The 19,534-nt window shown below is 33.9% G+C and carries 11 protein-coding genes; 4 read left to right on the top strand and 7 right to left on the bottom strand.

Annotated elements, in window-relative coordinates; all coding sequences use genetic code 11:
- The first annotated feature begins 102 nt into the window (after positions 1 to 102).
- The 3 genes from BM289_RS10485 (at position 103) to BM289_RS25420 (ending at position 926) form a co-directional block, all read left to right on the top strand.
- Positions 103 to 357: a type II toxin-antitoxin system ParD family antitoxin gene (locus tag BM289_RS10485; RefSeq protein ID WP_091493027.1), complete on the top strand. Its 255-nt coding sequence runs from the start codon at positions 103 to 105 to the stop codon at positions 355 to 357.
- Positions 347 to 640 carry a type II toxin-antitoxin system RelE/ParE family toxin gene (locus tag BM289_RS10480; RefSeq protein WP_091493026.1) on the top strand — a complete coding sequence of 98 codons (294 nt, stop codon included), beginning with the start codon at positions 347 to 349 and terminating at the stop codon, positions 638 to 640. Before BM289_RS10485 ends, BM289_RS10480 begins: the two co-directional genes overlap by 11 nt.
- A gap of 112 nt (positions 641 to 752) precedes the next feature.
- On the top strand, positions 753 to 926 hold the full coding sequence (locus BM289_RS25420; protein ID WP_167365412.1) for a hypothetical protein: 174 nt from the start codon (positions 753 to 755) through the stop codon (positions 924 to 926).
- Between the two features lie 200 nt (positions 927 to 1,126).
- On the opposite strand, the gene BM289_RS10475 is transcribed toward BM289_RS25420, so the two are convergent.
- The gene (locus BM289_RS10475; protein WP_091493024.1) at positions 1,127 to 2,746 is read right to left on the bottom strand and encodes an ABC-F family ATP-binding cassette domain-containing protein; all 1,620 of its coding nucleotides are present in this window, start codon (positions 2,744 to 2,746) and stop codon (positions 1,127 to 1,129) included.
- A gap of 256 nt (positions 2,747 to 3,002) precedes the next feature.
- Here BM289_RS10475 and BM289_RS10470 point away from each other — a divergent pair, with 256 nt between their 5' ends.
- Positions 3,003 to 3,986 carry a virulence RhuM family protein gene (locus BM289_RS10470; protein WP_091493023.1) on the top strand — a complete coding sequence of 328 codons (984 nt, stop codon included), beginning with the start codon at positions 3,003 to 3,005 and terminating at the stop codon, positions 3,984 to 3,986.
- Between the two features lie 105 nt (positions 3,987 to 4,091).
- Here the strand turns inward: BM289_RS10470 and BM289_RS10465 are convergent, their stop codons facing one another.
- The 6 genes from BM289_RS10465 to BM289_RS10440 form a co-directional block, all read right to left on the bottom strand.
- Positions 4,092 to 4,865 (bottom strand): TlpA family protein disulfide reductase, encoded by a 774-nt coding sequence (locus BM289_RS10465; protein ID WP_091493021.1) that lies wholly within the window; start codon positions 4,863 to 4,865, stop codon positions 4,092 to 4,094.
- Between the two features lie 429 nt (positions 4,866 to 5,294).
- Entirely contained in the window at positions 5,295 to 10,031 is a 4,737-nt protein-coding gene (chiA, locus tag BM289_RS10460) for a T9SS-translocated chitinase ChiA (RefSeq protein WP_091493020.1), read from the bottom strand.
- Between the two features lie 473 nt (positions 10,032 to 10,504).
- Positions 10,505 to 12,571: a beta-N-acetylhexosaminidase gene (locus BM289_RS10455; RefSeq protein ID WP_091493018.1), complete on the bottom strand. Its 2,067-nt coding sequence runs from the start codon at positions 12,569 to 12,571 to the stop codon at positions 10,505 to 10,507.
- 149 nt (positions 12,572 to 12,720) lie between these two features.
- Positions 12,721 to 14,658, bottom strand: coding sequence for a glucosamine-6-phosphate deaminase (nagB, locus tag BM289_RS10450; RefSeq protein WP_091493017.1), 1,938 nt, complete (start codon positions 14,656 to 14,658; stop codon positions 12,721 to 12,723).
- Between the two features lie 106 nt (positions 14,659 to 14,764).
- A complete protein-coding gene (locus BM289_RS10445) occupies positions 14,765 to 16,333 on the bottom strand; it encodes a RagB/SusD family nutrient uptake outer membrane protein (protein WP_091493015.1) in 1,569 nt (522 codons plus the stop codon).
- 10 nt (positions 16,334 to 16,343) lie between these two features.
- On the bottom strand, positions 16,344 to 19,382 hold the full coding sequence (locus BM289_RS10440) for a SusC/RagA family TonB-linked outer membrane protein (RefSeq protein WP_091493014.1): 3,039 nt from the start codon (positions 19,380 to 19,382) through the stop codon (positions 16,344 to 16,346).
- Between the last annotated feature and the right edge of the window lie 152 nt (positions 19,383 to 19,534).

Genomic DNA, 19,534 nt, shown 5'->3' with positions numbered 1-19,534 from the left:
TAACTGGACTAAATTCCATCTCTATAATATTAGTCGATCTAATAGCTCTTTTTTTTTGCAAAACATACCAATTATTGGTATATTTGATAAATTTTTTTAGTCATGCCAAAAAACACATCAATATTATTAGGTGATTATTTTGATAACTTTATAAGTTCTCAGATAAAAAGCGGAAGATTTTCATCCGCGAGTGAAGTTATCCGTACAGCTCTGAGAATGTTTGAAGAAGAAGAATCAAAAAAAAGTGAGCTAATTAAAGAATTGAAAAAAGGTGAAAAATCTGGATTTGTAAAAGATTTCGATCGTGTTTCTTTTTTGAATAATCTTGACAAAAAATATCCTGACAATGAATTATAAGATCAGTAATGAAGCATCTTATGATTTAGAGAAAATATGGTTATATACTTTTGAAAACTGGTCACGTGAACAAGCTCATAGATATGTAGATCTAATAATGGATGAAATCGAATATTTATGTTTAAATCCAAAATCCGGAAAGGATGTAAATTATATCAGAAAAGGATATTTTCGCAGTAAGATTAAATCACATCTGATTTTCTATAAGATCAATATAAAAGAGGACCAAATAGAAATTATTAGAATTTTACATCAAATGATGGATATAGAAAATCATCTTTAATAACAATTATTCAAATTCAAATCCAAATCCTAAAACATTTCCAAAAAATTCTGTAATACATTTTCCTGATTCCTGAAGTAATTTTAAATATCAATTTAAAACATCAGAAGTCATGCAAAATAAAATACTAAGATTGTTAATGGTATTTGTAATACTGTTTTCATTTACAAGCTGTGAATTAGTTGGAGACATTTTTAAAGCCGGAATGGGATTCGGAATTTTTATCGTAATTTTTATTATTGCGATTATTATCTGGATTTTCGCTAAAATGTTCGGCAGCAAATAGTAGTAAAATAAACAAATAAAAAATCCCAAATTCCATTTTTATAGCGGGATTGTTTTTTTTTGCCACAAATTACACAAATTAGCACAAATTTAATTCGTGGAAATTCGTGTAATTAGTGGCTATATTTTTAAACACAAAAAATCCCAAACTCCAAGTTTTATTTGGAATTTGGGATTTTTAATATATTGGAATTTCAAAAATTAAAGATTGTACATCTTTTTTCTCTGCTCTTGAATTTTTTCATCATCAAGATATTCGTCAAACGTCATGTAACGGTCGATAACTCCGTTTGGTGTTAATTCTACGATTCTGTTACCAACAGTTTGCGCGAACTCGTGGTCATGCGTTGTGAAGATTACAGAACCTTTAAAGTTTTTCAATGAGTTGTTGAAAGCTGTAATAGACTCCAAATCTAAGTGGTTTGTTGGCTCATCAAGCATTAAAACATTTGCACGCTCCATCATCATTCTAGACAACATACAACGTACTTTTTCTCCTCCAGATAAAACTCTAGACGTTTTAAGAGCTTCTTCTCCAGAGAAAATCATTTTCCCTAAGAAACCTCTAATGAATACCTCATCACGCTCTTCTTCTGTTTTAGCATACTGACGTAACCAATCAACCAAAGTCAAATCGTTTTCGAAGTATTTATGGTTCTCAGCTGGCAAATACGCTTGATTGGTTGTAATTCCCCAGTCAAAAGTTCCAGAATCTGCTTTTTGCTCACCGTTTAAGATTTCGTAGAAAGCTGTTGTAGCACGTGAATCTTTAGAAAAAAGAACGATTTTATCGCCTTTTGCCATATTCAAGTTAATATCTTTAAATAAAACTTCTCCGTCTACAGAAGCCGCTAAGTTTTCTACATTCAAAATCTGATCTCCCGCTTCACGATCCTGATCGAAGATAATCGCTGGGTAACGACGGCTAGAAGGTTTAATTTCAGAAATATTTAATTTCGAAATCATTTTTTTACGAGAAGTCGCTTGTTTCGATTTCGCCACGTTTGCACTAAAACGACGAATAAATTCTTCCAACTCTTGTTTCTTCTCTTCTGCTTTTTTGTTTTGCTGTGCACGCTGTTTTGCCGCTAATTGGCTAGACTCGTACCAGAAAGTATAGTTTCCTGAGTAGTGATTGATTTTTCCGAAATCAATATCAGAAATATGTGTACAAACCGCATCTAAAAAGTGACGGTCGTGAGATACAACGATTACAGTGTTTTCGTAGTTTGCCAAGAAGTTTTCTAACCAAGCGATTGTCTCGAAATCCAAATCGTTGGTAGGCTCATCCATAATCAGCAAATCAGGATTTCCGAAAAGTGCCTGCGCCAAAAGCACACGTACTTTCATTTTTCCTTCCATATCGGCCATTAAAGTATAATGATCCGCTTCTGTGATTCCTAAGTTAGATAACATTGCTGCAGCATCAGAATCTGCGTTCCATCCGTTCATTTCTTCAAACTGAACTTGGAGCTCTCCAATTCTATCTGCATTAGCATCATTATAATCTAAATAAAGTTCATCCATTTCTTTTTTAACAGCGTACAGCACTTTATTTCCCATTAAAACAGTTTCCAAAACAGTATGTTCGTCGAACATGTTGTGGTTCTGGTTTAAAACCGACATACGTTTTCCCGGCTCTAAATGAATGTGTCCAGAAGTTGGGTCGATATCGCCCGAAATTACTTTTAAGAAAGTAGATTTTCCAGCACCATTTGCTCCGATAACTCCGTAAATATTTCCATGAGTGAAAGTTGTATTTACTTCATCAAATAAAACTCTTTTACCAAACTGAACTGATAAATTATTGACTGTTAACATGAATGTCTTTTTAATTAATTTGGTGCAAAAGTACGGAAAAAGGTTCAGAGTTGCAAAGAGGCAAAGGTTCAAAGTTTTTTATGTTGATGATGGGTTCTCACAGAGGCGCAAAGGCGCAGAGAAAGAACGTTGCATAAATAACAAAACCATATAAGTGATATAAGTTCATTTAAAAATAGACTTATACTTTCTTACATTACTTATATGGTTTAAAATTACATTTTACTTATCTTCACTTTTTATTTTAGTTGAACTTATGCAAGCGCCTATTTTATTATATCAAACTTCTGAAGCTAATATTAATATTGAAGTTACTTTTTTGGATGAAAATTTCTGGCTTTCACAAAAGGCGATGTCTCTGTTATTTGGAGTAGAATCAAACACTATAACATATCACTTAGGAAAAATATTCAAATCTAAAGAATTAGATAAAGATTCAGTTACTCGAAAAATTCGAGCAACTGCTTCTGACGGTAAAAACTACAGTACATTATTTTATAATCTAGATGCAATCATTGCAGTTGGTTATAGAGTAAATTCTAAACAAGCAACACAATTTAGAATCTGGGCAACCAAAACTTTAAAAGAATTTATTATTAAAGGGTTTGTTCTTAATGATGAAATGCTGAAAAATGGAAAGTCTTTCGGTAAAGATTATTTTGAAGAATTACTGGAGCGCATTCGTGAAATTAGAACTTCCGAAAGACGTTTTTACCAAAAAATAACCGATATTTATGCTCTTTCTGCAAATTATGAAAGAGATAGTTCAGAAACCAAAACTTTTTTTGCAACCGTTCAAAATAAACTTCATTGGGCAATAACAGGCAAAACTGCAGCCGAAATTATTTATACGGAAGCAGATGCAACTAAAATCTATATGGGACTTTCGACATGGAAAGATGCTCCAAATGGAAAAATTCAGAAAAGTGATGTCAGTGTTGCTAAAAATTATTTAAATGAGGCGCATATCCAAGAACTAAACAGAATTGTTTCTGCCTACTTAGATTTGGCTGAAAATTATGCTAAACGCCAAATTATTATGCAAATGGAAGATTGGACTGTTTTTCTAAACAATTTTCTTCAGCTTTCCAGTTATCCTATTTTGAATGATAAAGGGAAAATTTCTTATTTAGAAGCAAAAATTAAAGCCGAGATGGAGTTCGATAAATATAGAATTATCCAAGATAGAGAATATTTATCTGATTTTGACAGAGAAATAATGAAATTAAAAAAAGAATAATTTCAACCATATAAGTGATATAAGTTCATTTAAACTAAACTTATAATTTCTGCTATAAGAAAAAAAACTTATAATCTCTTATATGAGCTCATATGGTTAAAAAAACTACATTTTACTTTCTTTCGCCAAAGCCACTTCAAGACTCTCAAAATTAGGAAGCACTTTTGCAATCATTCCTTCTTTGTTTAGAATAAAATGTGTTGGAAATGAATTCAACTGTAAAGCATTATTCATATACTCTTTCATATCTGGAATTACAGAATATAATAATGGTTTTCTGGCTAAGAATGTTTTTAATTGTTCTGCTGAATCTTCGGCTAAGCTCATAAAAACAATATCTTTTCTGTCTTTATATGCTGAAACCAATTTATTTACTTGAGGAAATTCTCTGATGCATGGCGTGCAGTGAATGTACCAGCATTTTATCACAATGATTTTTCCTTTCATGGATTCGTTGGTTACTAGATTTCCATCTAGATCTTTAAAAGAAAATTGCGGAAATGCTGTTCCTTCCATTTTATAGTTTTTATAAGCATCAAAACCAATTTGATTGATTGTCGCTTTTATGCTTGTGTCTGTTTTTGGTGAAATTTTAAAAAGCTTATAAACATATGCGCTTTCTTCAGATTTTAATCGAATTGGAATATAGTTTTCGTTTGCTAATTTATCTAGAAAAACTTCTTTTGAGATTTCTTTTGAAGCTTCGTCTAAAGCGGTAAAATCTCTCGAAAGCATTATTTTTTTATTCTGATAAACGGACCATTCTGGGTAAGTTTTTTGAATTTGAATGGGATCAACTTCTGGATTTCCGAATTTAGTTTGGCTGAAAGAAAGAGTTGAAACTAAAAATGTGATTAAAATAATGAATGATTTTTTCATGAAGTTTTATGCGATAATTGTAAAATCAAAAGTACTTAAAATAGTTTTTAATTAGGATTTTATTGTGAAGAAATGGTTCGCAGATGATACGGATTCGCTATCGCGAAAACGCGGATTAAAACGGATTTTTTTATTTTATTTTTTGGATAGATTAATGAAAAATCCGTTTTAATCCGCGTCTTTACGAAGTAAATCCGCCTAATCCGTGTGCTATATTGAGTTATTATTCCGCTTAGTGAAAATCATATATAAAAAAAACCCGACAATAAAATTGTCGGGTTCATAATGCGCTACTTGAGGCAAAAACCAAATAACAAATTACCTCAATTCACAGCATTTAAGAAATAAAAATTAGGTTAAAAAATAAATAACCAAACTCAATTTTAACCGTCCCAATTTTCTTATTTCTAAATTTTCAATCCTTTTATTTTAGTTTAAAAAGTTCATTACTTTCAATGACTTTTTGTGTCCAGATTTATCTGTTACTATAACTACAAAAATCTGTTTACTAGCAAAACTTGGGCTATTAAGCAGTACTTCTTTGTTGTTTTGAATATTTCTATGACTCGTAACAGCCTGTCCTATCGTATTAAACACATCAACCTGAACAATGTCTTCCGTTTCATCAGATACCGATAAAGTATTGTTTTTAAAGTAAGCTAAAGTTGTATTACTATCAGCCGTTATATCTTCTACAGCCAATGTTTTAGCCGTAGCTTGCGATGCAAAATAAGCCGCGTATGCTTTAGATAATTCAGATGAATTACCACAAGAAGAGGCATCCCAATTTACAGACCAGGTCATTAAACCTCTTAAAGAAGGATATGGTCCGCCTGGCTGCATAGTGTAGGTTCTTCCAGTGAAATTGGTTCCGTTTCTTAAATAGTCCATAGCGTTAATTCCTTCTGTTGGAGTTAGGTATCCGCTACCTGCTGCACTCGGACAAGCTGGTAATGCAATAAGAACTTTTGAAGCTGGCAAGCCATCAAAATGCATTCCTGTTGATGCAATGTTATATCCTTTTATGATCATATCAGTCAAGGCTGTTACCATATTTGCTTTCTTAGCTGTACCATAATATTGGCCATCTAATCCGTTTTCTCCTCCTGTATTATACAATTGTACCGCTAACAAATCCAACTCGTTACGCAAGTTTTGAATAATTGGCAAGAACGAACCGAAAGTATCTGTGTAAGTAGTATATCCACCTTGCACATATTGCGTTTCTGGAGCTGCAGTTAACAAGAATCCAGGACCATAGTAAGCTTTTAGCTCTTTAAATGCATCTACTACGTTTTTCAATCTCGGATAAGCAGAAATACCCGCATAAGAAATATCTCTTAAACCTCCTGCGCTAAAATTCATTGATCCACCTTCAAAATCAATATCAACTCCATCAAATTGGTACTCGTCAATAATGGCTTTTAAACCATTAACGAAAATATTTTTCTGAGTAACATTTTCTAAAACAACGTGACCATTTTGGCCTCCAATAGAAACAATAACAGGAACACCGCTATCTCTTAATGTTTTTATATCATTTTTCAACAATTGCTTATCGAAAACACCATTGGTCAAATATCTAGCGTCATTAGTAGTTAGTATTGGCGTATAACCATCGCGATTAACAGTTTCTACGAAAGAATAATCCACTACGTTAAATTTGCTTCCCTTAATTTGAGAAAAATATAAGAATGGTGCTGAAGTATTTTCCCAAGAATGCGCATACCCTAAAATAATTTTAGATGGAAGCGGTATGAATCTGTTACCACTTATTGTAGCAATTTTAATAGTATTGTTTAAGGTAGTTACCGCAGCTTTATTATCTGTTGCTTTGATTACAACCGGATAATCCTGATAAGCAGATGGTGTAAAATTATACGTGTAAGTATTATTTGTACCTGCTGTCATATTGAACGTGCCACCATTTATTGTAATAGTAACGCCTGAAACAGATCCATCACTATCAACAGCTGTAACTGAAATAGGCACAGCCTGGAAAGAACTTTGGTATATAGTAGTGTTTGATGGTGAATTCCAAGTAATTACAGGTAATGTATTGGGACAGTTTGCACCTGAACAATTTAATGTAAAGCTGTATGTTTTTGAATCCGTTGTTCCGTTTGATGCAGTAGCTGTAACCGTTAACGTATGAGAAAGCGAAAACTGATTTGCCGTTGGTGTCCAACTCGCTGTATAAGTTCCTGAAGAGTTGGAAGCACTTATGTTTTGTCCATCTAAACTAAACACCACAGATGAGATTGTAGTAGCATCGGAAGCACTTAATCCAACAGTTGCAACAAAATTAATTGATGATCCTAAATTTATAGCAACCGCCGAAGCTGTTGGCGCTGTAATGGCTACTATTGGTTTAGTCGTTACTACTGCTTGTCTATTAAAATCATAAACTGTTGGAGTTGTTGGAACGGCAAAATTTGCTAGATTGTTTGGGTAATACGTTAACTCTCCATTTTGCCAAGAGTTTAATTTCAAACTTAAAATCTGTGTATAGCCTGCTACAACTGAATTATCGAAAGTATAATTTCCAGATGCATCTGTTGTTGCGAGAACACTTTTCCAGTTATGTGTATTGTCTGTCCAAGGCAAAACAATTTCTACTTTTGCATTTGCTACTGGAGTTGAACCATTTTTAACTGTACCACTAATTAAATTTGCAGCCAACGCTAAAGCAGATTTTGCTGTTGAACTTGTATTAAAATTATAAACAGTTGGATTTGTAGGAATTGCAAAGTTGGCCAGATTGTTCGGGTAATAAGCTACTTCTCCATTTTGCCATGAATTTAGTTTCAAGCTTAAAGCTTGTGTATAACCATCAATCACAGAATTATCAAAGCTGTATTTTCCTTGAGCATCTGTTGTTGCTAAAACACTTTTCCAATTGTGATTATTGTCTGTCCAAGGTAAAACTAATTCTACTTTTGCACCTGCAACCGGAGTTGTTCCGTTTTTAACTGTTCCGCTGATTTTACTTGAAGTTGATACAACATCTTGAGTAAAGTTTAATGTTTTATTCGCATTTAAGTTAGAATAAACTGTTGAAGCCGGAGAAAAAGTTTGTCCTGTTAAAGATGCTGTTACGGTATAATTTCCACCAGAGGCTAATGTAAGTGTATAAGCTCCGTTTGAATTAGTTGTTGCTGTAACATTTCCTGCTGTAGAAACTGCTGTAATAATTACGCCAGAAACTGCAGTACTTCCGTTAAGAACTGTTCCGCTAACTGTGTAAGTTACAACTGCTGCACCTTGAGTAAAATTCAAAGTTTTGTTTGAATCAATAGCGTTGTAAACTGTTGAAGCTGGAGTATAAGAGAATCCTGTTTTTGCAGCTGTTACTGTATAGTTTAAACCTGCTGTTAAACCTGCAACGCTATAAACTCCGCTTGCATTTGAAACTGCTGTTAATGTTGAACTTCCTGAAACAGCAGATACGGTTACGCCGGAAACTGGAGTGCTTCCATCCAAAACTGTTCCGCTTACAGTGTAAGTTGGCTGTGTTCCATTAATAACAACAGCTGTTTGGTTCACTGTTACATTTGTCAACGTTACTGGAGTAAAAGTATAACTAGCTTTTAATGCTGTAAGTGTATAATTTTGTCCAGAAGTTAAATTATTGAAAGTAAAATTTCCATTAGCAGAAACTACGGTCTGAATAACTACATTACTTGCATTTCGTAATTCAACTGTAACATTTGTAACCAAAGCTGATCCGTTTTTTACAGAACCTGCAATACTTACTGTTCCCGGAACAACACTGCCAAATGAAGTATCTACCTGATTTAATAATGAATTCGGAATCGAACCTCTAGTGTCTTGAGATAATTCCCAAATCATTCCTCCTGCCAAATTTCTGGATTTTATGTATTGTACTTTTAAATCCATTGACTGTTTATCTTCATACGAAATAAACTCTTTTGAAGTAGCATTATATAAATAAGGAACTTTTGTAGTATTATCAAAATATCTTACCCAACCCGCAGAAGCTGCGGCTGGAGTTACCATCATAGTATTTGGATCTAAATAAGCATGAGAATTAGTAACCGGATTTCCAACTAAATCGCAAATTTCAATACTTCCTGATTTTTCACAAGCACCAGAACCATCCCATGTACCTGTTGGATTTTGCGGATTTGTACATCCACCAACTATATATCTTGGTGCTGCAACAAATAATCCGTTTGTTGAATTTGCAGCAACGTTATCGAATTTTTTTCCATAAAAAGGCAATCCCATAATTAATTTATTAGCAGGAAAACCAATTACGTTTAAATATTGATTTGTTAATTCGTCTAATGACTCTGATTGTGCTGCGCCATACAATGGATCATTAGGATTTCCACTTGCATACAATGGTGCATTATAACAGGTTTTATCATACCAGTTTCCGCCAAAATCGTATCCGAAATAGGTAATGTAATCACAATAAGTAGAAATATCTTCTGTCATTCCGTATTGTGCTCTGTTGTTTGGCCCTAAATACTGTTTAGAAACATTTCTAACATTGTTTCCAGCAGCGATTGTAACCAGTTTATTTGGCATTGCCTGACGCATCGCTTTCAATAAAAGCACTAAATTTTTATTGTCATCAGGGCTATATTTTTGTGGAGGAACAGGCGCGCCATTTACTATTTCTGTGCCGTCAGTTCCGCCAGAAAGAGGATATTCCCAGTCGATGTCGAAACCATCAATAAACGGATATGTAGTAATGAAGTTTGCCATGTCTGCTGCTAAAGCCGCTCTTGCTACAGGACTTGCAGCAATTGGAGAAAGATCTTGACCTTTTGTCCATCCTCCGACAGAGATTAAAACTTTTAAATGCGGATACTTTTCTTTCAATTTCATTAAATCATAAAAGTTTCCTTTTACTGGTGCATCCCAAGGAATTCCACCTTCCATATGCTCAAAATCAGCATAAGTGTCTAAACATTTTAATTTTGTATTCTCAGGATGGGCAGGATCATAAGTCGTCCCATAAAAAGAATAATTTAAATGCGTCAATTTACTTCCATCAATTTTCGGAACATTAAAGTCCCTGGCATAGATAGACCATTGCGCATAATACCCTACTACTTTTTTTCCGTGGGCTGGTTGCGCCAACGCAAGTAAGGGAAACAGTAACAAAAAGAGCAATCTGTAAAAATGTTTCATAATTAATAAATATTAGTTAATAGAAAATAAGTAATTGGGCCACAGCAGCATCAAGCTTCTGGGTTTCGCTCAACTGCAGGTTGGAAGGCTGCTGTCGATTGGAAATAAACTCAAATTAAATTCTATAGATAAATATTACTATTACTGATTCATACATAATCATTAGCCAATAGTAGTGATTGATATTTATTTATAATTTTTAAAAAATTAATCTTAAATACAAATGATAAATTTGGGACTACTCATCAATCTATACTCTTTTTTGTCATGTTTTGTTGTATTCTTTCTATTTGGTTTTTTAAAGGTTAATACTCCGTTATTGGTTATTTTTTAGTTGATTATTGGTTAGAATTCTGAAAAAGTTCTCAAAGTTTTTAGATTACTCTGCCAGAATCGTCTGGCAGAGATAATCAGTACTCTAAAAAAACATTAGTAAGCTTAAAGACGTACTAAAGACTAATTCAAACCTAACCTTAAATTAATTTTTTTAAACTTTCATATACAGACAACTCTACATCTGCATGGTCTTTTGTATTGCATTGTTCTATCAAGTTTTTTAAATCTGCAGTTTTCAAAGTCGATTTATTTTCTAAAACAAGCAGTAACTCTTGTGATGCATCACTTAGTTTTTTGGCTAACGGCAGAATTGGCTGTACCAGAGGTGCGTTGGCACTCAACTCAGTCAATCCTTTATGAACTGCTATCCATTTATTAAAAAATGCAGTCACTTTTGCTTTATTATCAGCCGATTTGTTTGTTAAATATTGGCTAACCGCTTCGTTAAATGCAAGTGAATCTTTTGCATCTGGCCCACATGCATCGGCAAATAAAGTAAATGGAGAATACATTTGGTATTCGGTTCCTCCTTTATTTCTTGTATATCCTTTTAATGGCTCACATACTTTTGCAAACTCATTAAGCGATTTTATATCTTGATTATTAGCGATGTTTCTTAAAATAACTGCTTTATTTCTAATGTGTGTAATTCCTAATTCTTCTAATCGGAAAGAAATTGTTTCCAAACGTTTACGCATGTTCTCTACATCTACAATATCTTCAGCAGACCAAAGTCTTTCTGCAATTGCGGCTGTTCTTGGCCAAAGTCTTGAATCTATGGTTTCTGGAGTAACCAATTCAGTCCACATGGTTGCTTCACCTCCTAGGATTCTTGCTTTTTCCTCGCTTGTCAGATTAGCTCCTTTTGGCATTGGATCGTTTAAATAATGGCTTGCAATTGGGTACATTAAATCGATATAATAGCCATTTGATAAAACTGTTTTATATCCTTTTTTAACTGCATCTACTAATGATTGTCCAGCTGTCATTCCTTCGTTTGGTCCTCTCCAAGAATGTACAATAGCTTCTTTAGATAAATCTTTCGTTAAGATTTCTTCCCATCCCATCAATTGTTTTCCGTGTTTTTTCAACATCGGAGCCAACTGCATGGTAAAATAGGTTTGTAATTCGTGATTGGTTTTTAAATTGTGTTTCTTTTTAAATTCTTGAATTTTCGGATTGGCATCCCAATCTTTTCCTTCATTTTCATCTCCTCCAATATGGAAATAATCTCCTGGAAATAATGGGCAAACCTCATCAAAAACACCACTTAAAATCTGATATGTTTTAGGATTTGAAGGATCTAATGTTGGAGAAAAAATTCCCGCATTTCTTTCAACTCCATAGGTAGCAATTGCTGTACCTTCAATATTTTTTTCAGATGTTCCTCCCTTCAGCGTAATCACTTTGCTGCCAATTTCTGGGTAAGCAGTCAAAATTGCCGATCCGTGACCTGGAACATCTATTTCTGGAACTATTAAAATACCGCGTTCATCTGCGTATTTCACGATATTTTTAATTTCTTCTTGTGTATAATATAGTCCATCTGAAGCTAATTCGATAAACTTTGTGTGTTTTTTCATTTCAATTCTCCAGCCTTGATCGTCAACCAAATGCCAGTGAAAAACATTCATTTTCATTGCTGCCAATGCATCGATGTTTCTTTTGATCACATCAACTGGCTGAAAATGCCTTGAAGCATCAATCATTAAACCTCTCCACGTAAATCTTGGAAAATCGGAAATTTTTGAAGCTGGAAAATAATACGATGAGGCATTGTTTTGAAGCATTTGCAATAATGTTTCTAAACCGTGCAAAGCTCCTAAATCGCTTGAAGCATTAAGCGTAATTTTATTTGATGTAATATCTAAATGATAACTTTCGTCTTCGTATAAACCAATTTTACCACTTTTTGTACAATTGATCTGCAATTCGGCATTTGGGACTTCATTTAATTTTGTGATGAATCCCTGTCCGAAAAACATACCTGTTCTACCATCTAAACGGCGCAGAAAACGCGTTACTCCTCCAAAAATTCTTGGATTTGGATTACCTGTAATATTTACTTTAAAACTTTTAGTTAAGGCAAAATTACCGTCATTAATAACCACGCTCTGAGGCCAAGGCATAAGATTGAGCTGCTCTTTTTTAACCTGAGCGCTTGCAGATAAGCCCGCAAACAATAGTACAAATAGATATTTCATTTTTTCTTTTTTTGGTTGGATAGTTTAGTATCCCTAATTTATTAAAAAAACAAAACCCAGACCGATTTCTGCTTTACCTCACTTTTGCAATGAGATCAATCTGAATTTTGTATTTGATTCATTTTCAAAATGAATCGTCAAAAAAATAGTTAGTAATCAAAACGTTTAAAGGCTTCTATCGCTTCATATTCAGCCAAACCTAATTCATCATATAAAACGGCTGTATTTTTATTTCGATCCTCTGCCCTAACCCAAAACTCTCTAGAATCATTTCCTTGAAACATAACTCTGTCCTTCTGCGATTGATGAAATAAGATAGCGTGGCGTTTTAATAGAACTTCGGATGGACTTAACGGAACAGCCATGTCGATTTCATGAATATCCCATTCGTGCCAAGCTCCTCGGTAAAGCCATAACCAGCAGTCTTTCATATAAGGTTCTGGTTTAAGTTCTTTTAAAGCAGCAAAAATGGCATTCAAACAGACTTCATGCGTGCCGTGCGGATCTGCTAGATCTCCCGCTGCAAAAACCTGATGCGGTTTTATTTTAGCAATAATATCTTTTACAATTTCAATATCTTCCTGACCTAACGGATTCTTTTTAACCTGTCCTGTTTCATAAAAAGGAAGATCTAAAAAGTGCGTGTTCTCATCTTTAAGTCCAATATATCTTGTTGCGCCATAAGATTCTCTTCTTCTGATAAGTCCTTTTAATTTTCGAACTTCCAAAGAATCAATTTGGTTTTCCGATTTATTGTTTAGAAAATCGATAACAGCTTTGAAATTGATATCCGCTTTTTCTTCACCAACAAAATCACTGGCTACTTCAGCAAATTTTAATGCTTCTTCATCAGAAACTGCAATATTTCCAGAGGTTTGATACACGACATGTACGTCGTGACCTTGTTTGATTAATTTAGAAAAAGTTCCTCCCATAGAAATCACATCATCATCTGGATGCGGACTAAAAAGAATCACCCTCTTTTTTGCCGGATTCGCTCTTTCTGGGCGATGCGAATCATCTGTGTTTGGTTTTCCTCCCGGCCATCCCGTAATGGTATGCTGTAAAATATTGAACATATTGATATTCATATCATAAGCAGAACCTTCTTGAGCCAAAAGATCAGACATTCCGTTATTATTATAATCACGGTCTGTCAGTTTTAAAATAGACTGTTTTGTTTTTTGGCACAACCAAACAATCGCTTTACTCTTCATTTCTGGAGTCCAAAGACATTCGCCAACCAGCCAAGGTGTTTTAAAACGAGTTAATTCTGAAGCTGCAGACTGATCCAAAACAAAAGTCGCATTCGCATGATTTTGTAAAAATGTCGCTGGAACTTCTGAACTAATATCTCCTTGAATAGTTCTCTTAATGATATCTGCCTTATTTTGTCCCCATGCCATCAAAACAATACGCTTTGATCTCATAATTGTTGAAACTCCCATTGTAATGGCACGTTTCGGCACGTTATCAATACCATTAAAAGCAGACGAAGCATCTACTCTAGTGATATGATCCAATGTGATAATTCGGGTTCCAGAATTGATGTGCGAACCTGGCTCATTAAAACCAACGTGGCCAGTACGTCCAATTCCTAATAATTGAAAATCAAGACCACCTGCATTTTTAATATTCATTTCATAATCGATACAATACTGATTGATTTCTTCAATTGCAACTGTACCATCTGGAATATTAATATTTTCAGGTTTGATATCAATATGATTAAAAAGATGCTCATGCATGAAATAGTGATAACTCTGATTGTTCTCTTTTGTCATTGGATAATATTCATCCAAATTAAAAGTGATTACATTGCTAAAACTTAGTCCTTCTTCTCTATGCATTCTCACCAGTTCTTCGTAAACTTTTATAGGAGAAGAACCTGTAGCCAATCCTAAAACACAAGATTTGTTTTTCTCCTGTTTAGACCGAATCAGCTGCGCAATTTCCTGAGCTACAATTACAGAAGCTTCTACAGAATTTTTGAAGATTTCATTATGAATTTTTTCAAATCGAGTTTCTTCAAACTTTCCTGCGCTTTTATAACTAATATCAGGTTTTATATCTAAAGCACCTTTCATTTCTTTTCTTTTTTTGTAGTAATCAACATTTTGATTTAAGAATGGTATAGACAGCTCACACCGCCTATACCATTACTACTAACCAAACTTAATATTCTTGTTTTTCTTAGAAGTTTGCTTTATCAACATCCCACCAAAGTCTAGTAGCACCATTGTCTGCACCACCAAGCACTGCAACACCAGACTCAACTCCTTTAGGGTTGTTTGTTGCTTCAGATAAAGGGAATGGCAATCTACGTACCCCTAATTCAGTACTAATTACACCACCACTTTTGTTATTTGTTATTCTAAATAATTTTGGATAACCTGTTCTTCTATATTCCGACCATGCTTCTTGCCCATCAGGATAAGTAGCAATCCACTTTTGAGTGATGATTTTTTCTAAGTTTATTTCATTTGTTGCTCCCCAAGCCACAGTAATTTTAGAAACTGCTGGAGAATTATTTGCTGCATTAATAGGATCTACATAATCTTTAGCAACTTTTACATTATCGCTAATGTATGCTGCTGCTCCTTCTACACCATTCTGATCAAAAGAAGCTTTAATACCAGCTTCATACAAATCTTTTGCCACTCCATCCATATTCCATCCTCTTAAAGCGCCTTCTGCTCTAAGAAAGTAAACTTCAGCTGTTGACATCCATGTTACTTCTCCTGTTTTGGTTCTCGCTCCAGTTTGCGAAAAATTTGCATAAGTTGTAGGTGTAGGATAAATTATACCTGTTCTAACTCCTTTGTATTCGCCCGCAACTTGAACCGATGGATCCCAATATTTTGCCATACGAGGATCTTGGTAACCACCTAAAATAGATTCCATATCAGCTCCCATGAATAGACCTACCCAAGCATGACTCATTACATCTATAACATTTAAATCTAATGGTGATTTAATTTTTAAGACATCTGCATTTACTTTAAATACTCCTATTGAATGACTTACAGCTTTTTCAGCCTCCGTTTTTGCTAATGTTGGATTTACTTTAGAAATACGCATCGCTAATCTTAAACGTAGAGAGTTTGCATATTTAACCCACTGAGAATAACTCCCTCCATAATTAGACTGATCTGTTTCTGTAAATTTAGAAACCTCACTAGCAGCAACTCTAGCGGTTAAATCTGTTACTGCGAAATCTAAGTCTTTAAACATCTGAGCATAGATTTGTTCTTGAGAATCATAAGTTGCTAATCCTTCTCCTCCAAATTTAGAATATACTGCTGGACCATACATATCTGTAATACGTTGCATAGTGGCCACTTTAATAATAAGTGACCATGCATAAAACTGATCATATTTTCCTTTTGCTCTTTGTTCAATTTTAAACAAATTTGCAATGATATTTACATACGCATCATCCCAAGCATAACCATTCCAGTTTTGATTTAAATTGTAGTTATGATTGTTTATTCCTCCAAATTCATTTGGAGTAGTCATATATCCTGACCATCCATCTGCCTGCAAACTTTGCTGCAATTGATACTGCCAAGTAACATCTGAGATATAAAGTCTGGTAAATGCTGGTTTTATCAAACTTTTAATGTTATTAAAATTTTGTTCTAAATCCGGCGTAGTCGCTCCTACTGGATTTTGATTCATCTCGTCAAAATTATCTGTACAACTAACAGCTGCCAGTAACGAGAAACATATTGCTGTTTTTCTTATAATATTTAGTGTCATGATTGTAAGATTAGAATGTTAAGTTTAAATTAAGACCAATACTTCTTGTTGACGGCATTCCAAATACGTCAACTCCTTGTAAACCTTCACCTGTACTCAATGCCACGTTTGGATCGAATGGAGCATCTTTATAAATAAAGAATAAATTTCTAGCAATTAAGGAAATAGATGCCGTTTGAACAAATGGTATTTTTGCTTTATCGAATGTATAACCTATAGAAACCTCTCTTACGCTAACATTCGTTGCATTATAAATATATTGGCTACTAACACCATTTCTTCCAGCCACATTACTATAATATTCGTATGGATCCATTGAAGTTACCGGAGTATTATCGCTTGCTCTAACACCATTAATCTTAACACTACCTGCATTTCTTGCATCTCCTGTAGCTTTAGAAACTCCGTTAAAGTCATTGATTGCCTGTGTTAAACTAAGAACTTCTCCTCCAAAACGGCCATCTAGCAAAATATTTGCTCTAAATGCTCCTAATTTAAAAGTATTAGACCAGCCCAGCATAAAGTCAGGATTTGCATTTCCAATTTCTTTCCAATCTGTTCTCTGTAGTGTATTATCATCATTAACCAAGATTCTGCCTTGCGCATCTCTTTGAAAATCGAAACCTTCGATTACTCCAAATGGTCTTCCTTCAATCAATGAATATCTGTAAGAGTTAGAACCCGGATCTGTAAGTACAATTCTTCCTCCTGTTGATTCCGAAGGGATATCATTAACTCTACTTTTATTTTGCGAATAGTTGATTCTTGATTCCCAATTGAATTTTTCACCTCTAACAATATCAGCAGATAAAACAACCTCAAAACCTTTGTTTGAAATACTACCTGCATTAATAGCGTAGAAAGTATATCCATTAGCATTTGTTGATTCAGCAGGTACTTGAAGGAATTGGTTTTTCGTATCTGAAGTATAATATGAAAGTTCAAAACCTAATCTGTTATTAAACATTCTCCATTCAGTACCAAGCTCTAATTCAGATTTTAATTCGTTTTTCAAGCTAGTTCCCGGTCTAGGTCCAACCGTAGGATTAACAATATTTCCAGCTACAATACTAGATGTTGGACTTGTAATTGTTGAAGCAATATCATTACCAACCTGAGCAAAAGTTGCACGAACTTTACCATAATTAATAAAATCTGGCATCGTTGTCATTTCACTAAGAATTGCTGTTGCACCAACAGCTGGATAAAAATATCCTGGATCTTGAGTATTAACTAATGTAGAAGACCAGTCATTTCTTCCTGCAACATCTAAGAATAAGTAATCTTTGTAACCAAATGTTGCAGCAGCAAATACAGATTGAACTTCTCTCTCCGCACCTGTTTGAACATTTCCATTATTATTCACAAAATTTCCTAATGTAAATATATTATCATAAACTAATCCTCCACCAATTCCTGAATCAATTGTTAATCCAGTTGCTCTTGAGTGATTTATACTTGTACCTAAAGTACCATTAAAGCTAAAATTGTCGTTAATTTTTGTATTAAACAAAGCAATCAAATCAGCGTAGTTTTGTGTTCCAATAAGATTTGCATTAATATATCTCCCTGTAGGATGTACTAAAGAAGTTGCAGAACTTCCATACATTCCTTTTTGGAAATTACTTTCGTTTCTGTTATAGCTATATCTAGAAGTTAAATGGAACCATTCTGCAATTTTGTAATCTAAAGCAATTGCTCCTGTAAAGAAATTATTTTTATCAATAGATTTTTGTTTGTTAATCTGCCAATAAGGATTTTCATTACTTTCGTTTACTGTAGCAAATCCAGGATAGTTTTGCTGCATCATATTTTTCACTGGATCAAAAACTTCATAAGTTTTTAAGTCATTCAAAGTAAATGCTCTCGGATGGCTGTATACACCAGCAATTGGATTAAAGTACAATCCGTTTGTTGGTCTGTTGTTAATTGTTTGAGTAACATAATTTGCAGTTACAGCAACACTTAACTTATCATCAAAAAATTTACTTGTCTGACGAATTCCGAAGTTATTTTTCTTTAAATGATTTCCTGGAATTATACCATTTGAATCTGTATTAGCATAACTTAAAGCTGTTGAAGCACCTTCTGTAGCTTTTGTAAAAGTCATAGATGTAATTTGAGTATTTCCTACATCAAAAAAGTCTTTAATCTCTTTATCACCTTCAACTTTTTGTTTTGCACCCCAAGATCTTGGATCTCCTGCATTAGAAGTATAATCAGATTGAAATTCAGGAAGATAAGCAGCTGTTTCAAATGTTGTAACAGAGTTCACATTAAATGATTCTGCTCCAGCTTTTGCTTTTTTAGAAGATAACAAAATAACCCCATTTGCTCCTTGAGAACCATATAGTACAGAAGCTGCTGCACCTTTCAGAACTGTCATTCCTTCATAATCATCTGGATTAATTAAAGAAACTACATCTCCTCCATCTTTATTTCCTCCATTTAAATCTCCAAAAGTTCCGTTTGGCTGTCCAGCTCCTCCATTATACAAAGGAATACCATCAATAACATATAACGGCTGATTATTTACAAAAGATGAATTACCACGAATAGTTACTTTTGTAGTTCCACCAGCACCTGATGAACTTCTTGTAACTGCTACACCTGCAATTTTACCAGCTACAGTATTAATTAAGTTGGCATCTTTAACACGAGTCAACTCTTCACCTTTAAGCTCTTGAGCTGCATATGCTAAAGATTTTTTTGTCTTTTTAATACCTAAAGAAGTTACCACAACTTCATTTAATGCATTTGATGCTCCTTGCACCATCTTTACATTAATTGTAGTAGCATCGCCTACAACAATTGTCTGAGTTTCCAGTCCAACATAAGTAAAAACTAAAGTCTGACCTTTTTGAGCTTCAATTGAATACAATCCGTCAAAATCGGTAGTTGTTCCCTTTTGACCTCCTTGTACTGCAACAGAAGCACCTGGTAATGGCATACCATCAGAATCTGTAATCACACCCTTGACACTTTTTACTTGTGCAAGCGAAACCTGCGCTGTAAAAACAATCATAAAGATTAAGAAAATTTTTTTCATGTTTATTTTATTTTGTTAGTTATGAAGTAAAATTATTCTTAAGACATTGTTAAAAAAAATAAATTAAACCAACGACAACAAAATTTAAACCAACGACATAAATCATTCAATAATGCGTTTTACGAAAACGTTTTCCTGTTACAACAATATTG

Source organism: Flavobacterium phragmitis, assembly GCF_900112575.1.
Classification (GTDB): domain Bacteria; phylum Bacteroidota; class Bacteroidia; order Flavobacteriales; family Flavobacteriaceae; genus Flavobacterium; species Flavobacterium phragmitis.
Note: the sequence above shows the minus strand (reverse complement) of the source record. Positions and strands in the feature narration are given on the sequence as shown.